The organism is Novisyntrophococcus fermenticellae (assembly GCF_018866245.1).
In the GTDB taxonomy this organism is placed as follows: domain Bacteria; phylum Bacillota; class Clostridia; order Lachnospirales; family Lachnospiraceae; genus Novisyntrophococcus; species Novisyntrophococcus fermenticellae.
Genome location: NZ_CP076458.1, coordinates 1,313,728 through 1,328,398 on the forward strand (window position 1 = coordinate 1,313,728; position 14,671 = coordinate 1,328,398).

Genomic DNA, 14,671 nt, shown 5'->3' on the forward strand with positions numbered 1-14,671 from the left:
CGTCTTGCATTGTATGAAAACATTAACAGGAGGCTCACAGGAACCATACACCTGATGTATTAAAACTATCAAAAAACCACTTGCGTTTGAACAATATGTAAGTTATAATATACATACTCAAATGAGTAATAATCTTATAACAGGAGGAACATATTGTGAAAAGAAAAATTATGGCAGTAATGTTGGTTTCGGCCATGACCCTCTCTCTGACGGCCTGCGGAGGAAAAAACGGCGGGGGAGATGGTGCAGGCACGAATTCAGAAGCAGTCAGTACCGTGGCTGAAAGCGTATCGGGGGACAAGGATACGCTGAAGGTCTGGTGCTGGGATCCTAATTTTAATATTTATGCAATAGAAAAAGCAGCGGAACTCTATTCCGCAGATTATGAAGGGCTTAATGTAGAGATTTCAGAGATGCCCTCAGCTGACATTGAGACGAAACTTACCACCATTGTTTCTTCCGGAGATTTAAGTCTGCTGCCCGATGTTTTTTTGATGCAGGATAACTCCTTTCAGAAATATGTGCAAAATTACCCGGATATCTTTACAGATCTTACGGATTCAGGTATCGACTTTTCGCAGTTTGCTGAGGCTAAAGCAGCTTATTCTACAGTGGATGGCAGGCATATGGGCATCCCCTTTGACAATGGTGCGGCAATCAACTGTATGAGAACCGATATTCTGGAGCAGGCCGGATTTACACTGGATGATTTCACGGATATCACCTGGTCAGATTATATGGAAAAAGCAAAGGTGATAAAAGAGAAAACAGGTTTGCCTATTTTGACTGTACAGGCCGGTGCGCCGGATATTATCATGATGATGATGCAGTCCTGCGGTGCCTCCCTGTTCAATAAAGACGGGAGTGTAAATATTGAGGGGAATGATATTCTGAAGCAATGCATGGAGATTTACAGCAGTATGGTAAAAGACGGGACCATACTGGAAGTAACAGACGGAGATCAGTATATTGCATCTTTGAACAATGGTTCTGTTGCATCTACAATTAATGGCTGCTGGATTATGGCCTCCGTTATAGCGCAGGAAAATCAGTCCGGGAACTGGGGAATTACAAATCTGCCCAGGCTGGACGGTGTAGCAGATGCCACCAATTATTCCAACAATGGCGGTTCTTCATGGGTCATTACATCGAACTGTAAAAATAAAGACAAGGTATTTGATTTTTTCAAAAATACATTTGCAGGAAGCACAGAGTTCTATGATGATATTATTTCCAAGGGAGCACTCGCAACATGGGCACCGGCGGGCAAGTCGGAGGCTTATGCGGAAAAGTCTGAATTCTTTGGCGGGCAGGAGATATATTCTATGATTGTGGACTTTGCCACCAAAACTCCTTCCAACTATACAGGACCATTTTACTATGATGCCCGCGATGCGGTGGGGATTGCCTTGTCCAATGTTGCACAGCAGGGCGCGGATCCGGAATCTGAGATGAAGGAAGCCCAAAGTGCTGTTGAGTTCAATATGGGTAACTAATGCATGAATCCGCTGACAAGGGAGATGAAAAGATATGAAGACTGGGAAAAAAAGTATGACACTGGAAAAAAAGAAAAGTCTTACCGGATGGGGATTTCTGCTTCCTGCAACGCTGCTGATTTGCTGGATGAATTTTTACCCCATGATTCAGGCATTTATCCTGTCTCTGAAATCAGGTATGGGGGTAAATTTGAGCTTCAGCGGGTTTTCAAACTATACAAGGATTCTAAGCGATTCTACTTTTAAACAATGTCTGTTTAACACAATTTTTTATCTGATTATACAGGTACCGGTGATGCTGGTCCTGGCGTTGGCACTGGCATCCATGCTGAACAATAAGGATTTGAGATTTAAAGGGGTATTCCGCACTGCAATCTTTCTTCCGTGTGCGACTTCTCTGGTTTCGTATTCCATGATCTTTCGCTCCATGTTTGCTAACGATGGTTTGGTAAATACGATTCTGAAAGGTTTTGGAATAGCCCCGGTCGGCTGGTTTGCAAATGCATGGACCGCCAGACTTATCATCGTCCTTGCACTGATATGGAGATGGACAGGGTACAATATGGTGTTCTATCTGGCGGGGCTGCAGAATATCGAATATTCTGTGTATGAGGCAGCCAGAATTGATGGTGCAGGCCCGGTACAGTCCTTCTTTAAAATCACAGTACCGCTGTTGAAACCCACAATCCTGATGACCACCATTATGTCTACCAATGGAACACTGCAGTTGTTTGATGAATCCATGAATCTGACAAGTGGAGGCCCGGGAAAATCTACGATGTCTCTATCGCATTACATATACAGTACATCCTTTGTGCAGAGCCCCAGATTCGGGTACGCTGCAGCTATGTCCATAATTATTCTGGTTATGGTTGCTGTTTTGGCGGTGATTCAGATGAAAGTAGGTGATAAACGGTGAAAAAGTGCAAGAAAACCATCCAGTATATATTTCTTACAATTGTATCTCTGTTTTCTGTCTTTCCGCTTTACTATATGTTGTGCGGGGCGACTAATAAAAGCACAGATGTGATTGCCGGGAAGTTAGTTCCCGGCACGTATCTCTTGGAAAATTTAAAGAAACTGACTGCCAATCAGAACTTAAGTATGGCACTGTGGAATTCATTTCGGAATGCAATGATCCTCACACTGTTGGCACTGCTGATATGCTCAATAGCAGGATACGGGTTTGAAATTTATCATGACAAGGGAAAAGATCTTGTTATGGAAATCTTACTGATGGCCATGATGGTTCCCTTTGCCGCCACCATGATTCCTCTGTTCCGGATGTTTTCTCAGTTAAGCATGGTGAATACTATGGCCGCATTCATGCTGCCAAGCATCTCAACCCCCTTTCTGATTATGATGTTCCGGCAGAGTGCAAGGTCATTTCCTCACGAGATTATTGAAGCGGCACGCATGGACGGGCTCAGTGAAGTGGGAATCTTTTTCCGTATGTTCATGCCTACGATGAAATCGACCTATGCGGCAGCCATGACGATTACATTCATGAATGCATGGAATAATTATCTGTGGCCGAAAGTAATCCTGCAGGACAAGAGCTCCATAACCATGCCGATGTTGGTTTCAAACCTGATAAGCGGATATGCATTGGATTACGGGATGCTGATGCTGAGCGTATTTATTTGTACAATTCCTACTGCGATTGTGTTCTTCGGTCTGCAGAAAAGCTTTGCCGAAGGTATTACGGGTTCGGTAAAATAGCAAATTGTAATTTCGGCTGTTTTAAAAATTATCGATGCAGTGCACCAGTTCCATGGGGCAGGTGATGATACCGTCGGGATGATCGACTTTTCCAAAACCATAGGAAGCGAAGATAAAGGGCAATCCGGCTTCCCCGGCTGCATGGAAGTCTCCGGCGGTATCACCTACATAAACAGGAGATTTCAGATGAAAAGTATCCACGATGGTTCTGATATTGGAGGCTTTGGCTTTTCCTGTATCTCCGGGACAAAGATGTCCTTCAAAGTAACGTGCAAGGCCTGTGGATTTCAAAAACACTTCTATGTACCCTGCCTGGCAGTTGCTGACGATAAAAAGGCGATGGTCTTCAGACAGGATTTTTAACATATCCTCCAGGCTTTTATAAAGAGATCCCGGATTCCTAAGCAGTGCCCTGTGTTCTTCCTGGCAGCATAAATCCATAAGCTCCAGCTGCCGTTCTTTTGTTTCTTTAGAAAAAATAACGGCAGCTATATCCGGCAAAAGACAGCCAAAGAGTTTTTTCAAATCCTGGCTGGTCAATCTCAAATCAAGGTCGGTTTCCTCGGCAATGACGCAGTTCCATGCGCCGGCTACAATATCGGTAGAATCCCAGAGTGTTCCATCCAAATCAAATATAATGCTATCTATCACGGCTCTTCTCCTTATGTTTTCAAATCTGAAAATAAATATTTTCCACTAAAATGAGTAAGACAAATCTATTGTAATAAGAATTCTTCTGAATTTCAATGTTTATTTTGCATTTTTCATAGTTTTATGGCAAGATAGATGTAGGTACGCAGAAAGGGCAGACAGAAAGAATGCTAGAAAAAATTGTACAACCACTCATGATGTGGTATGATAGGAACAAGCGTATTCTTCCCTGGAGGGAGAACAGAGACGCCTATGATATCTGGATATCTGAAATTATGCTTCAGCAGACCAGAGTGGAGGCTGTTAAACCATTTTTCAAGCGCTTTAAAGAAGCACTTCCCAAAATAGAAAATCTGGCGGAGTGCCCTGAGGACAGACTCTTGAAGTTATGGGAAGGCCTCGGATACTATAACAGGGTGCGCAATATGCAAAAAGCAGCGATTCAGGTAGTCAATCAATTTGATGGAATACTGCCGGATACTTACGAGGGACTGAAAAGCCTGCCGGGTATAGGAAATTATACAGCGGGTGCCATCGCATCTATTGCTTATGGAATCCCGGTTCCGGCTGTGGATGGGAATGTTTTAAGGGTAATAGCCAGAATCCGGATGGATGACAGAGATATTATGAAGCAATCTGTCCGTAATCAGGTAGAGTCTGATTTGCGAAAGGTGATGCCGCTTAAAGAGCCCGGAATATTTAACCAGTCTCTGATGGAACTGGGAGCCACTGTCTGCGTTCCTGGCGGCGTGCCACACTGCGAGGTATGTCCCGTGGCAGAGTTTTGCAAGGCAAAGGCATGTGACAGGGTAATGGATTTCCCGGTTAAGTCCGGGGCTAAAGCCAGAAAAGTGGAAGATCATACGATTTTACTGCTGTTGGATGGAGATCATATCGCCATCCGGAAGAGGCCCCAAAAGGGGCTGTTGGCCGGACTCTATGAATTTCCAAATCTGGAAGGTCATCTGAGTGAAGAGCAGGTGTTAGAGCAGGTAAAGGCATATGGTCTGACTCCGCTCAGGATACAGCCGCTTCCGAAGTCAAAACACATCTTTTCACATGTGGAATGGCGCATGATTGGGTATGCAGTACATGTGTCAGCACTGGATTCTCCGTCAAAAGAAGAGATGATGTTTGTGGGTGTAGAACATGCGGAGAAAAATTATCCTGTTCCTGCGGCTTATGGAGCCTATGCCGGATATATGAACCTGCGTCTGGGACAGGAAAAATATAGAGAAGTATAGAATGAGGAATGAGACATGAAACTATTAAGTATAACAGTACCGTGCTACAATTCATCTGCGTACATGCGAAAGTGCATAGACTCCCTCCTTACAGGAGGCGATGAGGTGGAGATATTAATTGTAGACGATGGTTCTGTGAAAGACAATACCGCCGAAATTGCAGATGAATACGCAGCCCGGTATCCCAATATCGTTCGTGCAATCCACCAGGAGAATAAAGGGCATGGAGGAGCGGTAAATACAGGACTGTCGGCTGCAACGGGACTGTTTTTTAAGGTTGTCGACAGTGATGACTGGGTGAATGAAGAAGCTTATCGAAAGATCTTAAGTGTTCTGGAGGAAGTGACCAGAGGGCCTAAGACTTTGGATGTGCTGATATCCAACTATGTATATGAAAAAGAGGGATCCAGTAAAAAGCGCGTGATGCGTTATCCCCATGAATTTCCGGAAAATCGTATTTTTGCATGGAGCGACGTAAATACGCTGCTTCCTAACCACTATGTATTGATGCATTCATTGATTTTCCGAACCACCCTGTTGAGGGAATGTGAGCTGAAGCTTCCGGAACATACTTTTTATGTTGATAACCTGTTTGCGTTTATACCATTCCCCTTTGTAAAAACGTTCTATTATCTGGATGTGAATTTTTATCGTTATTTCATAGGCCGCGCAGACCAGTCGGTCAATGAAAAAGTCATGGTCAGCAGAGTGGATCAGCAGCTGCGTGTGAATTATGAGATGATTGAATATATGGGAAAGCAGAAGAGTCTGAACAGACCTCAGAGAAAATTCATGCTTCATTCTCTGGGGATCATTATGACTGTTTCTTCTATTATGCTGATCCGTGCTGATACGGAGGCATGCTTGGAAAAGAAAAAGGAACTCTGGAGATATCTGAAGAAGTGTGATCCGCTGGCATATTTAAGCATCAGATTCGGAATCACAGGAGGAGTTATGAATCTCCCTGGAAAAAGTGGAAGAAAAGTTTCAGTAACCAGTTATAAGATAGTACAAAAATTATACGGATTTAATTAATGCCCTGAACACAGGGCCCAAGTCAGGAGGAAATAGCGGTAATTATGCAGATTGATTTAGAGCAGTTCAGAAACCCATGTTCATGTGGAAAGGTCCACGAGGTTTCCGTGCGTGGAATCTGGATTGAGGAAGATGCTGTCAGGCGTCTGTATCAGATGTTGACGGAGGAAGAGGCACTCGGGGAGTTTATTGCTCCGGTTATCGTGTGGGATGATAATATCAAAGGAGCCGTGGAGGAAAGACTGGAGGATGTTGAAGATATTTGTCTGGATGATATCTGCCTGGACAGTGAAAATCTTCATGCCAACAATCGTGGAGTAGAGATACTGGAGGAAAATCTGCCGGATGAGACAGACCTGATTCTTGCGGTCGGAAGTGGTACGATACATGATCTCTGCCGTTATGTGGCACATCAAAGACGTATTCCTTTTATTTCAGTACCGACTGCGGCAAGTGTGGATGGTTTCGTATCTACGGTAGCGGCGATGACCTGGGATGGTATGAAAAAGACTATTCCGGCCACAGCACCTATTTATGTTTTTGCAGACACGAACATTATCAAAGAAGCGCCATATAGGCTGACTGCTTCCGGAATTTCAGATTTGTTGGGAAAATATATAGCACTTGCAGATTGGAAAATCGCTCACCTTGTAACCGGAGAGTATATCTGCGGAGAAATCGTGGAACTCGAATATGAAGCACTGAAAGAGGTAGTTTCCTCAATCGGAGATTTTGCTGAAAATGATGGGGAGTCCTATGAGAAGCTTGTGTATGCATTGCTGCTTTCCGGACTTGCCATGCAGATGACAGGAAACTCCAGACCTGCTTCCTGTGCCGAGCACCATATGTCCCATCTTTGGGAGATGGAAGTAATCAATCAACCACTGGATGCACTGCATGGAGAGAAAGTTTCTGTGGGCATGATGCAGGTACGCATAAAATATGCTAAAATTGCGGAAGCTATTAGAACTGGAAGCTGTAACGTACGTCCGTATGAAGGTTTGGAGGAGAGTCTGCTTCAGGACACCTTTGGAAAAAAGGGACTGTATGAATCCACAATTCGCGAGAACACACCGGATCCCATGGTCGGGATTCACGTTAACGAACTAAAAGCCGTGCTTCCACAGATTGCAGATATTATCGATGAAATCCCCCCGGCAGAGGAACTTCAGCGCATACTAAAAGAAGGGCACTGCTGTTACAGTATGAAGCAAATCGGACTTTCCGATGATCTGATTGAGCCTTCACTTCGTTTGTCACCCTATGTAAGGAACCGTTTGAGTTTTAACCGCATCTCAAAGATGCTGGATATAGAGTAAGGAGTAGTATATGAGAGTTGGAATGGGATACGATGTACACAAGCTGGCCGTGGATCGAAAGTTGATTCTGGGTGGAGTCGAAATTCCGTTTGAAAAAGGACTTATGGGACACTCTGATGCAGATGTACTGACACATGCGGTGATGGATGCACTGCTGGGAGCAGCTGCTCTCCGGGATATAGGATTTCACTTTCCGGATACGGATCCTGCATACGAGGGGATATCCAGTATGAAACTGCTTGAAAAAGTCGGAGAGCTGTTGGAAGAGCACATGTATCTGATTGAGAATATTGACGCGACAATTGTTGCCCAGAAACCCAAATTACAGCCCTATATAGAGAAGATGATTAAAAATGTTGCAGATGTTCTTCATCTTCAGGAAAATCAGGTGAATTTCAAAGCCACTACAGAGGAAGGTCTGGGATTTACCGGATTGCTGGAAGGAATATCGGCACATGCTGTGTGTTCCATCATCCCGGCGCTGGATGCCCTGTCAGATGACCGGATGGAATCCAGTCAGGGATGTGGCGGATGTTGTATGCGCAAAGATTAGATTTTACAGTAAAACAAATTGACGGGCATGGCAGAGATATGTTACAATATCCGGGTAAGGGAGTAGTCGACGATTAACCGTGAAAAAGTCAACACTCGGAATTAGATTCCTGGCTTTTGATGAAATGACGAGACTTATCTGTGTAAACGGATAAGTCTCTTTTTTACTATTTAGCCGGGGCCATTCGATATATAAGGTTAATTGAAGATGAAAGTACAATTAAAGGAGGTCACTATGAAAGAGTACTTAACCAGTGTGGATGAAGTGCTGCAGGAACAAAAGACATCAGCAGAAGGGATTACTGCCCGGGAAGCTGAAAAAAGGCTGGAACAGTATGGGAAGAATAAACTGAAAGAGGGGAAGAAAATTTCCATCATTCAACGTTTTCTTGAACAACTGGCAGATCCGATGATCATTATCCTGATTGTGGCAGCTGTCATTTCGGGCATTACAGCTGTTATAGAAGGTGAATCTTTTGCTGAAGTGATTATTATCATGGCTGTGGTTATTATCAATGCAGTTCTGGGCGTTGTGCAGGAGAGCAAGGCGGAAAAAGCTATTGAAGCTCTTCAAGAAATTGCTGCCGCGACATCTAAGGTAATTCGCGATGGAAAACAAATCGAGATCAGGAGCGAGGATCTTGTGCCGGGCGATATTATCGTACTGGAGGCCGGAGATGCTGTGCCGGCAGATGCCAGAATCATAGAGAGTGCCAGCATGAAAATTGAGGAAGCAGCACTTACCGGTGAATCCGTACCCGTTAATAAAATCTGTAAGCTTCTGAATCTGGATGGCAGTAAGGACATTCCTCTGGGTGACAGAAAGAATATGTGCTATATGGGCAGTACGGTTGTTTATGGCCGCGGTAAGGCTGTCGTAACAGGAACCGGCATGGATACTGAGATGGGTAAAATTGCGGATGCTCTTTCAAATGCAATCGATGATGAGACCCCGCTTCAGATTAAGTTGAATCAGCTCAGTAAGATTTTGAGTGTTCTGGTACTGGTAATCTGTGTGGTGATCTTTGCAGTAAGTCTGATTCGTGCCGCTGTGACAGGCGGAGGAATTAACGGAGAGATAGTTCTTGATACGTTTATGGTTGCAGTTTCACTGGCGGTAGCCGCTATCCCGGAAGGTCTGGCAGCGGTTGTTACTATCGTATTATCCATGGGTGTTACGAAGATGTCCGCAAAGAATGCGGTGATTCGTAAACTTACGGCGGTGGAGACACTGGGGTGTACGCAAATTATCTGTTCGGATAAGACTGGTACATTAACGCAGAATAAGATGACGGTCGTTAAGCATGCCGGCGAAGATGATAACAGGCTGGCTATGGCTATGGCACTATGTTCAGATGCTGAACTTGGGGAAGACGGATTTGCTGTGGGAGAACCTACAGAATGTGCGCTTGTCAATGATGCGAATAAGCTTGGAATGCCTAAATATGATTTAAAAGAGAAGTATCCGCGAGTGGGCGAGGCTCCCTTTGATTCTATGAGAAAGATGATGTCTACGATACATCGGACTGATGATGGAGGGATTGTACAGTTCACGAAGGGTGCTCCGGATGTTGTTTTAAAGCTCTGTACAAAAATCTGGAAGGATGGCAGGGAAGCAGAGCTTGACGAGGCGACCAGGGAAGAGATTGTACGTCAGAATAAAGACATGGCGAACCAGGCGCTGCGCGTATTGTGCGGTGCACAACGTACATGGGAAGATATACCTGAGACTGCTGAGCCGGAAGATCTGGAGCAGGATCTTGTATTTCTGGGTCTGTCTGGTATGATCGATCCTGTCCGTCCGGAGGTAAAGGATGCAGTACAGGAATGCCGGGAGGCAGGTATACGCCCGATTATGATTACCGGTGACCACAAAGATACGGCTGTTGCCATTGCAAGAGAGCTGGGAATCATTGAAAATGCAGATCAGGCAATCACAGGTGCACAGTTGGATGATATCAGTGATGAAGACCTTGACACGAAAATTGAGCAGTATTCCGTATATGCCCGTGTACAGCCGGAGCATAAGGTTCGGATTGTCAAGGGATGGAAGAAAAAGGGTATGATCGTGGCAATGACCGGCGATGGTGTTAACGATGCGCCCTCCATTAAGAGCGCTGATATCGGTGTAGGTATGGGTATCACCGGAACAGATGTTACAAAGAATGTGGCAGATATGGTATTAGCGGATGACAATTTTGCAACCATCGTATCAGCAGTAGAGGAAGGCCGCAGAATCTATGACAATATCAGAAAAGCCATTCAGTTCCTTCTTGCCTCCAATATGGCGGAAGTACTGTCCGTGTTCTTCGCAACGCTGTTGGGCTTTGTAATTTTAAAACCGGTACATCTGTTGTGGATTAATCTGATTACGGACTGTTTCCCTGCATTGGCTCTGGGGATGGAAAAAGGTGAAAATGATATCATGAAGAGGGAGCCAAGAAATTCCCGGGATGGTATCTTTGCAGGTGGAATGGGATTTGACATCGCATTCCAGGGTGTATTGGTAACGATACTGACACTGACTTCTTATTTTATAGGACATTATGTGGAATCAGGTGTGTTTGAAATTGCGGAGAGTGCGGATGGTATGACCATGGCGTTTTTGACACTGTCCATGATTGAAATCTTCCATTCCTTTAATATGCGTTCCAGAAGAGGTTCCATCTTCACGATGAAAAGTCATAACAAATGGCTTTGGGGTGCGATGCTGCTTTCATTCGTCCTGACAACAGCAGTTATTGAGGTTCCATTCCTGGCGAATGCATTTTCATTCCAGCCGATTGACTTTCATGAATATCTGATTGCTATGGGCCTGGCTATCGTAATTATTCCGATCATGGAAATCACAAAGGCAATTCAAAGAAGTATGGGCAAATAAGACCTTTGTCTCCCTGATGCAAAAGGAGCTGCCAATCGGCAGTTCCTTTTGCAGACTTTTTGACACTGCTATCAGTTTATGATTGACAAATCCTTTATTCTTGCATAAACTATAAAATAGATGGCAAAAGAGAGATGTGAATTTCGTTGTATCTAAATATAGAGTATAAAAGTAGAGAACGGAAAGAGTAGCAGATGAACCGGATTTATCAGAGAGTGACCGTCACTGGCTGCGAGCGGTCTGATTACGGTGTCTGTGAAGTGCCTCCGGGAACTGATTGGGTGAATGCGATACATACGTGTACTGTGTCATAAAGTAGCCCGATACGTATGGCGGACGTTACAGGCTTAAGAGCAGAATTCAACAATGAGTGCCTGCGGAAAACATGTAAGGCACTTCTGTAATTGAATTTTGAAAGTAAAGTGGAACCGCGGAGAATTTCGTCTTTATTTGACGGGGTTCTTTTTTTATCCATAAATGTGGAAATCATAGGAGGATTTGGTTATGGGGTTTATAGCACATATAAAGGAAGAATTTGCTGTCATTCAAGAAAGGGATCCGGCTATTAAATCGCCCTGGGAGGTATTGCTATATCCCAGTTTCCGTGTTATGCTGAAGTATCGAAGAGCCCATAAGCAGTATTTGAAGGGTCATTATTTCAGAGCCAGGTGGATTTCCCAACGGGCAACCAGAAAAACCGGTATCGAGATTCATCCGGGTGCGACGATTGGAAAGGGACTTTTTATCGATCATGGTGCAGGGGTCGTTATTGGTGAAACTGCAATTATCGGTGATAATGTGACCCTGTATCAGGGAGTTACGCTCGGGGGAACCGGGAAGGAGACCGGAAAACGCCATCCTACGATAGAAGACAATGTGATGGTCAGTGCAGGAGCAAAATTGCTGGGTTCTTTTACCGTAGGAGAAAACTCCAAGATTGGTGCAGGAAGTGTGGTATTGGAAGAGGTTCCTCCGAACTGCACGGTGGTTGGTGTACCGGGCCGGGTGGTAAAAAGAGAGAATATCAAGGTCCCGAGAGAGACCATGGATCAGGTACATCTTCCGGATCCGATGCTGGATGATATCAAGGTATTGCAGCGTGAGAATACAGAACTTACGAATCGTGTATTGGAACTCGAAAGGCGATTGAGAACAATTGCGGATCGCGAAATAGAGAAATAGGAGAAAAGTATGAAATTTTATAATACGTTGACTAAGAAAAAAGAAGCGTTTATACCTTTAAAGGAAGGTAAAGTCTCCATGTATGTGTGTGGGCCTACCGTGTATAATCTCATTCATATAGGTAATGCACGGCCTATGATTGTATTTGATGCGTTACGCCGTTATATGGAGTACAAAGGTTATAAGGTGAACTTTGTCTCCAATTTTACAGATGTGGATGATAAGATTATTGCAAAGGCAATTGAAGAAGGGGTGACGGCAGAAGAGGTGTCGCAGCGCTATATCGCCGAATGCAAGAAGGATATGGCTGATATGAACGTCAGACCAGCCACAACACATCCACTGGCAACCCAGGAAATTCCCGGTATGATAAATATGATTCAAACGCTGATTGATAAGGGATTTGCATATGATGTGGATGGGACTGTATATTTCCGCACCAGAAAGTTCGATGAATACGGAAAACTTTCGCATAAAAACCTGGATGATCTGCGTTCCGGAGGACGTTCTCTTCTGGTGTCGGGAGAAGAGCAGAAGGAAGACCCACTGGATTTTGTGCTGTGGAAGCCAAAGAAGGAGGGAGAACCTGCATGGGAGTCTCCGTGGAGTGAGGGCCGTCCAGGGTGGCATATCGAGTGTTCGGAGATGTCTAAGAAGTATCTGGGTGAGGAGATAGATATACATGCAGGCGGTGAGGATCTTATTTTTCCTCATCATGAAAATGAAATTGCACAAAGCGAGTGTTGTAATGGAAAACCGTTTGCACGGTACTGGCTTCATAATGCATTTTTGAACATTGACAGCAGAAAGATGAGTAAATCGCTGGGAAATTTCTTTACAGTTCGTGAAATCGGTGAGAAATATGATCTTCAGGTCTTACGTTTCTTCATGCTGTCCGCACATTACAGAAGTCCGCTGAACTTCAGTGAAACAATTATGGAATCCTCAAAAAATGCTCTGGAGCGTATCATAACAGCAGTGGATAACTGCAAACATGTAGCAGAGAACGCTGCTTCGGGTGAGCTGACGGATAAAGAGCAAGAGAAACTTCGTGAAATGGGAGAATTTCGTTCTAAATTTGAAAAAGCGATGGAGGATGATTTAAATACCGCAGATGCAATCTCCGCTATCTTTGAGCTTGTGAAGTTTTCTAATACAGGGGTTCATGCGGAGAGTTCCAGAGCATTTGCCGGCACAGTAAAAGAAGAAATCACAGCTTTATCGGATATTCTGGGATTGCTGGTGGATAGGAAAACTGAGATATTGGATCGCGAAATTGAAGAAAAAATCGCTGAGCGCCAGGCAGCCAGAAAGGCGAGGGACTTTGCTCTGGCGGATGAAATTCGTGATGAATTACTGGCGAAGGGGATTATCCTGGAAGATACCCGTGAGGGAGTAAAATGGAAGAGAGCCTGATCACATATCTGAAGGAGCAGTTTCACCAGAAGGATGTGGATATCAAAACCTATTCGCCGCTTACATTAGCTTATATTGGAGATGCAATCTATGACTTGCTTATCCGGACCCTTCTGGTGGATAAAGGAAATACACAGGTAAACAAGCTGCATAGAAGAGCAAGCGATCTGGTGAAAGCCGGGAAGCAGTCGCAGATGATTGGAATTCTGGAGCAGCATTTTACCACGGAAGAATTGCAGGTATATAAAAGAGGACGCAATGCCAAGTCTTTTACCAGCGCCAAGAATGCAAGTATAACCGATTATCGGAGAGCAACCGGTTTTGAAGCGGTCATGGGCTACCTATACCTTAAGGGCGAGTATCACCGTATAATTGATTTGATAAAACTGGGTTTGGAACCTGGAGAAGAGGAAAAAGATGGAGAACGCCAGACAAGAGAGTCAGAATGAGAATAAAATTGAGGGAAGAAATGCGGTGCTGGAGGCTCTTCGCTCAGGCAGAAGTATTGACAAGATTTTTATATTGATGGGAAGCCATGATGGTCCGATTCAGTCGATATTAAGAGAGTCAAAAAAGCACGATGTTATCATAAGTTATGTCTCGAAGGAGAGATTGAATCAGATTTCGGAAACAGGGAATCATCAGGGGGTGATTGCTCTGGCTGCATCCTATACGTATGCCACAGTGGAGGATATCCTGCAAAGAGCAGCAGAGAAGGGAGAACCGCCTTTTATCCTACTGCTGGATGGAATTGAGGATCCTCATAATCTGGGGGCAATCTTAAGAACCGCCAATCTGGCGGGTGCACACGGTATTATTATACCAAAGCACAGAGCCGTGGGGCTGACGGCCACAGTGGCTAAAACTTCGGCAGGAGCAATTAATTACACACCTGTGGCTAAGGTGACGAATTTAGGGATTGTCATCGAACAACTGAAGAAGGAAGGCCTGTGGTTTGTATGTGCCGATATGGAAGGAACCAGGATGTATGATCTGGATCTGAAAGGACCTATCGGACTTGTAATCGGTAATGAAGGCGGAGGAGTCAGCCGTCTGGTCAGAGAAAAGTGTGACCTGACTGCCTCCATCCCCACGAAAGGTGATATCGATTCTTTAAATGCATCGGTGGCAGCCGGAATACTTGCTTATGAGATTGTCAGACAGCGAGGATAA

General features: G+C 44.5%; 13 protein-coding genes and 1 other annotated feature. Of the genes, 12 read left to right on the plus strand and 1 reads right to left on the minus strand.

The features are described 5' to 3' along the window. The first annotated feature begins 155 nt into the window (after positions 1–155). The 3 genes from KNL20_RS05850 to KNL20_RS05860 all read left to right on the plus strand — a co-directional run bounded on the left by KNL20_RS05850 (position 156) and on the right by KNL20_RS05860 (position 3,218). Positions 156–1,496, plus strand: coding sequence for an ABC transporter substrate-binding protein (locus tag KNL20_RS05850; protein ID WP_230399675.1), 1,341 nt, complete (start codon positions 156–158; stop codon positions 1,494–1,496). 34 nt (positions 1,497–1,530) lie between these two features. Further along, positions 1,531–2,415, plus strand: a complete 885-nt coding sequence (locus KNL20_RS05855; protein WP_230399676.1) for a carbohydrate ABC transporter permease — start codon at positions 1,531–1,533, stop codon at positions 2,413–2,415. A gap of 74 nt (positions 2,416–2,489) precedes the next feature. After that, entirely contained in the window at positions 2,490–3,218 is a 729-nt protein-coding gene (locus KNL20_RS05860; RefSeq protein ID WP_230400046.1) for a carbohydrate ABC transporter permease, read from the plus strand. A gap of 21 nt (positions 3,219–3,239) precedes the next feature. Here the strand turns inward: KNL20_RS05860 and KNL20_RS05865 are convergent, their stop codons facing one another. Continuing rightward, on the minus strand, positions 3,240–3,869 hold the full coding sequence (locus KNL20_RS05865) for an HAD family hydrolase (protein WP_230399677.1): 630 nt from the start codon (positions 3,867–3,869) through the stop codon (positions 3,240–3,242). 167 nt (positions 3,870–4,036) lie between these two features. Here KNL20_RS05865 and mutY point away from each other — a divergent pair, with 167 nt between their 5' ends. The 9 genes from mutY to rlmB all read left to right on the plus strand — a co-directional run bounded on the left by mutY (position 4,037) and on the right by rlmB (position 14,671). Continuing rightward, on the plus strand, positions 4,037–5,113 hold the full coding sequence (gene mutY, locus KNL20_RS05870; protein ID WP_230399678.1) for an A/G-specific adenine glycosylase: 1,077 nt from the start codon (positions 4,037–4,039) through the stop codon (positions 5,111–5,113). A 15-nt stretch (positions 5,114–5,128) separates the two neighbouring features. Next, complete coding sequence (locus KNL20_RS05875; protein ID WP_230399679.1) at positions 5,129–6,148, plus strand: glycosyltransferase family 2 protein; 1,020 nt, start codon at positions 5,129–5,131, stop codon at positions 6,146–6,148. Between the two features lie 44 nt (positions 6,149–6,192). Then, positions 6,193–7,467 carry a sn-glycerol-1-phosphate dehydrogenase gene (locus KNL20_RS05880; RefSeq protein ID WP_230399680.1) on the plus strand — a complete coding sequence of 425 codons (1,275 nt, stop codon included), beginning with the start codon at positions 6,193–6,195 and terminating at the stop codon, positions 7,465–7,467. A gap of 10 nt (positions 7,468–7,477) precedes the next feature. Next, entirely contained in the window at positions 7,478–8,020 is a 543-nt protein-coding gene (gene ispF, locus KNL20_RS05885; protein WP_230399681.1) for a 2-C-methyl-D-erythritol 2,4-cyclodiphosphate synthase, read from the plus strand. 234 nt (positions 8,021–8,254) lie between these two features. After that, entirely contained in the window at positions 8,255–10,900 is a 2,646-nt protein-coding gene (locus tag KNL20_RS05890) for a calcium-translocating P-type ATPase, PMCA-type (RefSeq protein WP_230399682.1), read from the plus strand. Between the two features lie 165 nt (positions 10,901–11,065). Beyond that, positions 11,066–11,351, plus strand: a binding site (T-box leader). Between the two features lie 53 nt (positions 11,352–11,404). Next, the gene (gene epsC, locus KNL20_RS05895; protein ID WP_230399683.1) at positions 11,405–12,082 is read left to right on the plus strand and encodes a serine O-acetyltransferase EpsC; all 678 of its coding nucleotides are present in this window, start codon (positions 11,405–11,407) and stop codon (positions 12,080–12,082) included. Positions 12,083–12,091: 9 nt separating this feature from the next. After that, positions 12,092–13,498 carry a cysteine--tRNA ligase gene (cysS, locus tag KNL20_RS05900; protein ID WP_230399684.1) on the plus strand — a complete coding sequence of 469 codons (1,407 nt, stop codon included), beginning with the start codon at positions 12,092–12,094 and terminating at the stop codon, positions 13,496–13,498. Beyond that, positions 13,483–13,947 carry a Mini-ribonuclease 3 gene (locus KNL20_RS05905; RefSeq protein ID WP_230399685.1) on the plus strand — a complete coding sequence of 155 codons (465 nt, stop codon included), beginning with the start codon at positions 13,483–13,485 and terminating at the stop codon, positions 13,945–13,947. Before cysS ends, KNL20_RS05905 begins: the two co-directional genes overlap by 16 nt. Beyond that, positions 13,916–14,671 carry a 23S rRNA (guanosine(2251)-2'-O)-methyltransferase RlmB gene (rlmB, locus tag KNL20_RS05910; RefSeq protein WP_230399686.1) on the plus strand — a complete coding sequence of 252 codons (756 nt, stop codon included), beginning with the start codon at positions 13,916–13,918 and terminating at the stop codon, positions 14,669–14,671. Before KNL20_RS05905 ends, rlmB begins: the two co-directional genes overlap by 32 nt.

Excerpts from the sequence above, each read along its gene's own strand:
- KNL20_RS05855 (WP_230399676.1), top strand. The coding sequence starts at position 1,531 with ATGAAGACTGGGAAAAAAAGTATGACACTGGAAAAAAAGAAAAGTCTT.
- KNL20_RS05860 (WP_230400046.1), top strand. The coding sequence starts at position 2,490 with ATGTTGTGCGGGGCGACTAATAAAAGCACAGATGTGATTGCCGGGAAG.
- mutY (WP_230399678.1), top strand. The coding sequence starts at position 4,037 with ATGCTAGAAAAAATTGTACAACCACTCATGATGTGGTATGATAGGAAC.
- KNL20_RS05875 (WP_230399679.1), top strand. The coding sequence starts at position 5,129 with ATGAAACTATTAAGTATAACAGTACCGTGCTACAATTCATCTGCGTAC.
- KNL20_RS05880 (WP_230399680.1), top strand. The coding sequence starts at position 6,193 with ATGCAGATTGATTTAGAGCAGTTCAGAAACCCATGTTCATGTGGAAAG.
- ispF (WP_230399681.1), top strand. The coding sequence starts at position 7,478 with ATGAGAGTTGGAATGGGATACGATGTACACAAGCTGGCCGTGGATCGA.
- KNL20_RS05890 (WP_230399682.1), top strand. The coding sequence starts at position 8,255 with ATGAAAGAGTACTTAACCAGTGTGGATGAAGTGCTGCAGGAACAAAAG.
- epsC (WP_230399683.1), top strand. The coding sequence starts at position 11,405 with ATGGGGTTTATAGCACATATAAAGGAAGAATTTGCTGTCATTCAAGAA.
- cysS (WP_230399684.1), top strand. The coding sequence starts at position 12,092 with ATGAAATTTTATAATACGTTGACTAAGAAAAAAGAAGCGTTTATACCT.
- KNL20_RS05905 (WP_230399685.1), top strand. The coding sequence starts at position 13,483 with ATGGAAGAGAGCCTGATCACATATCTGAAGGAGCAGTTTCACCAGAAG.
- rlmB (WP_230399686.1), top strand. The coding sequence starts at position 13,916 with ATGGAGAACGCCAGACAAGAGAGTCAGAATGAGAATAAAATTGAGGGA.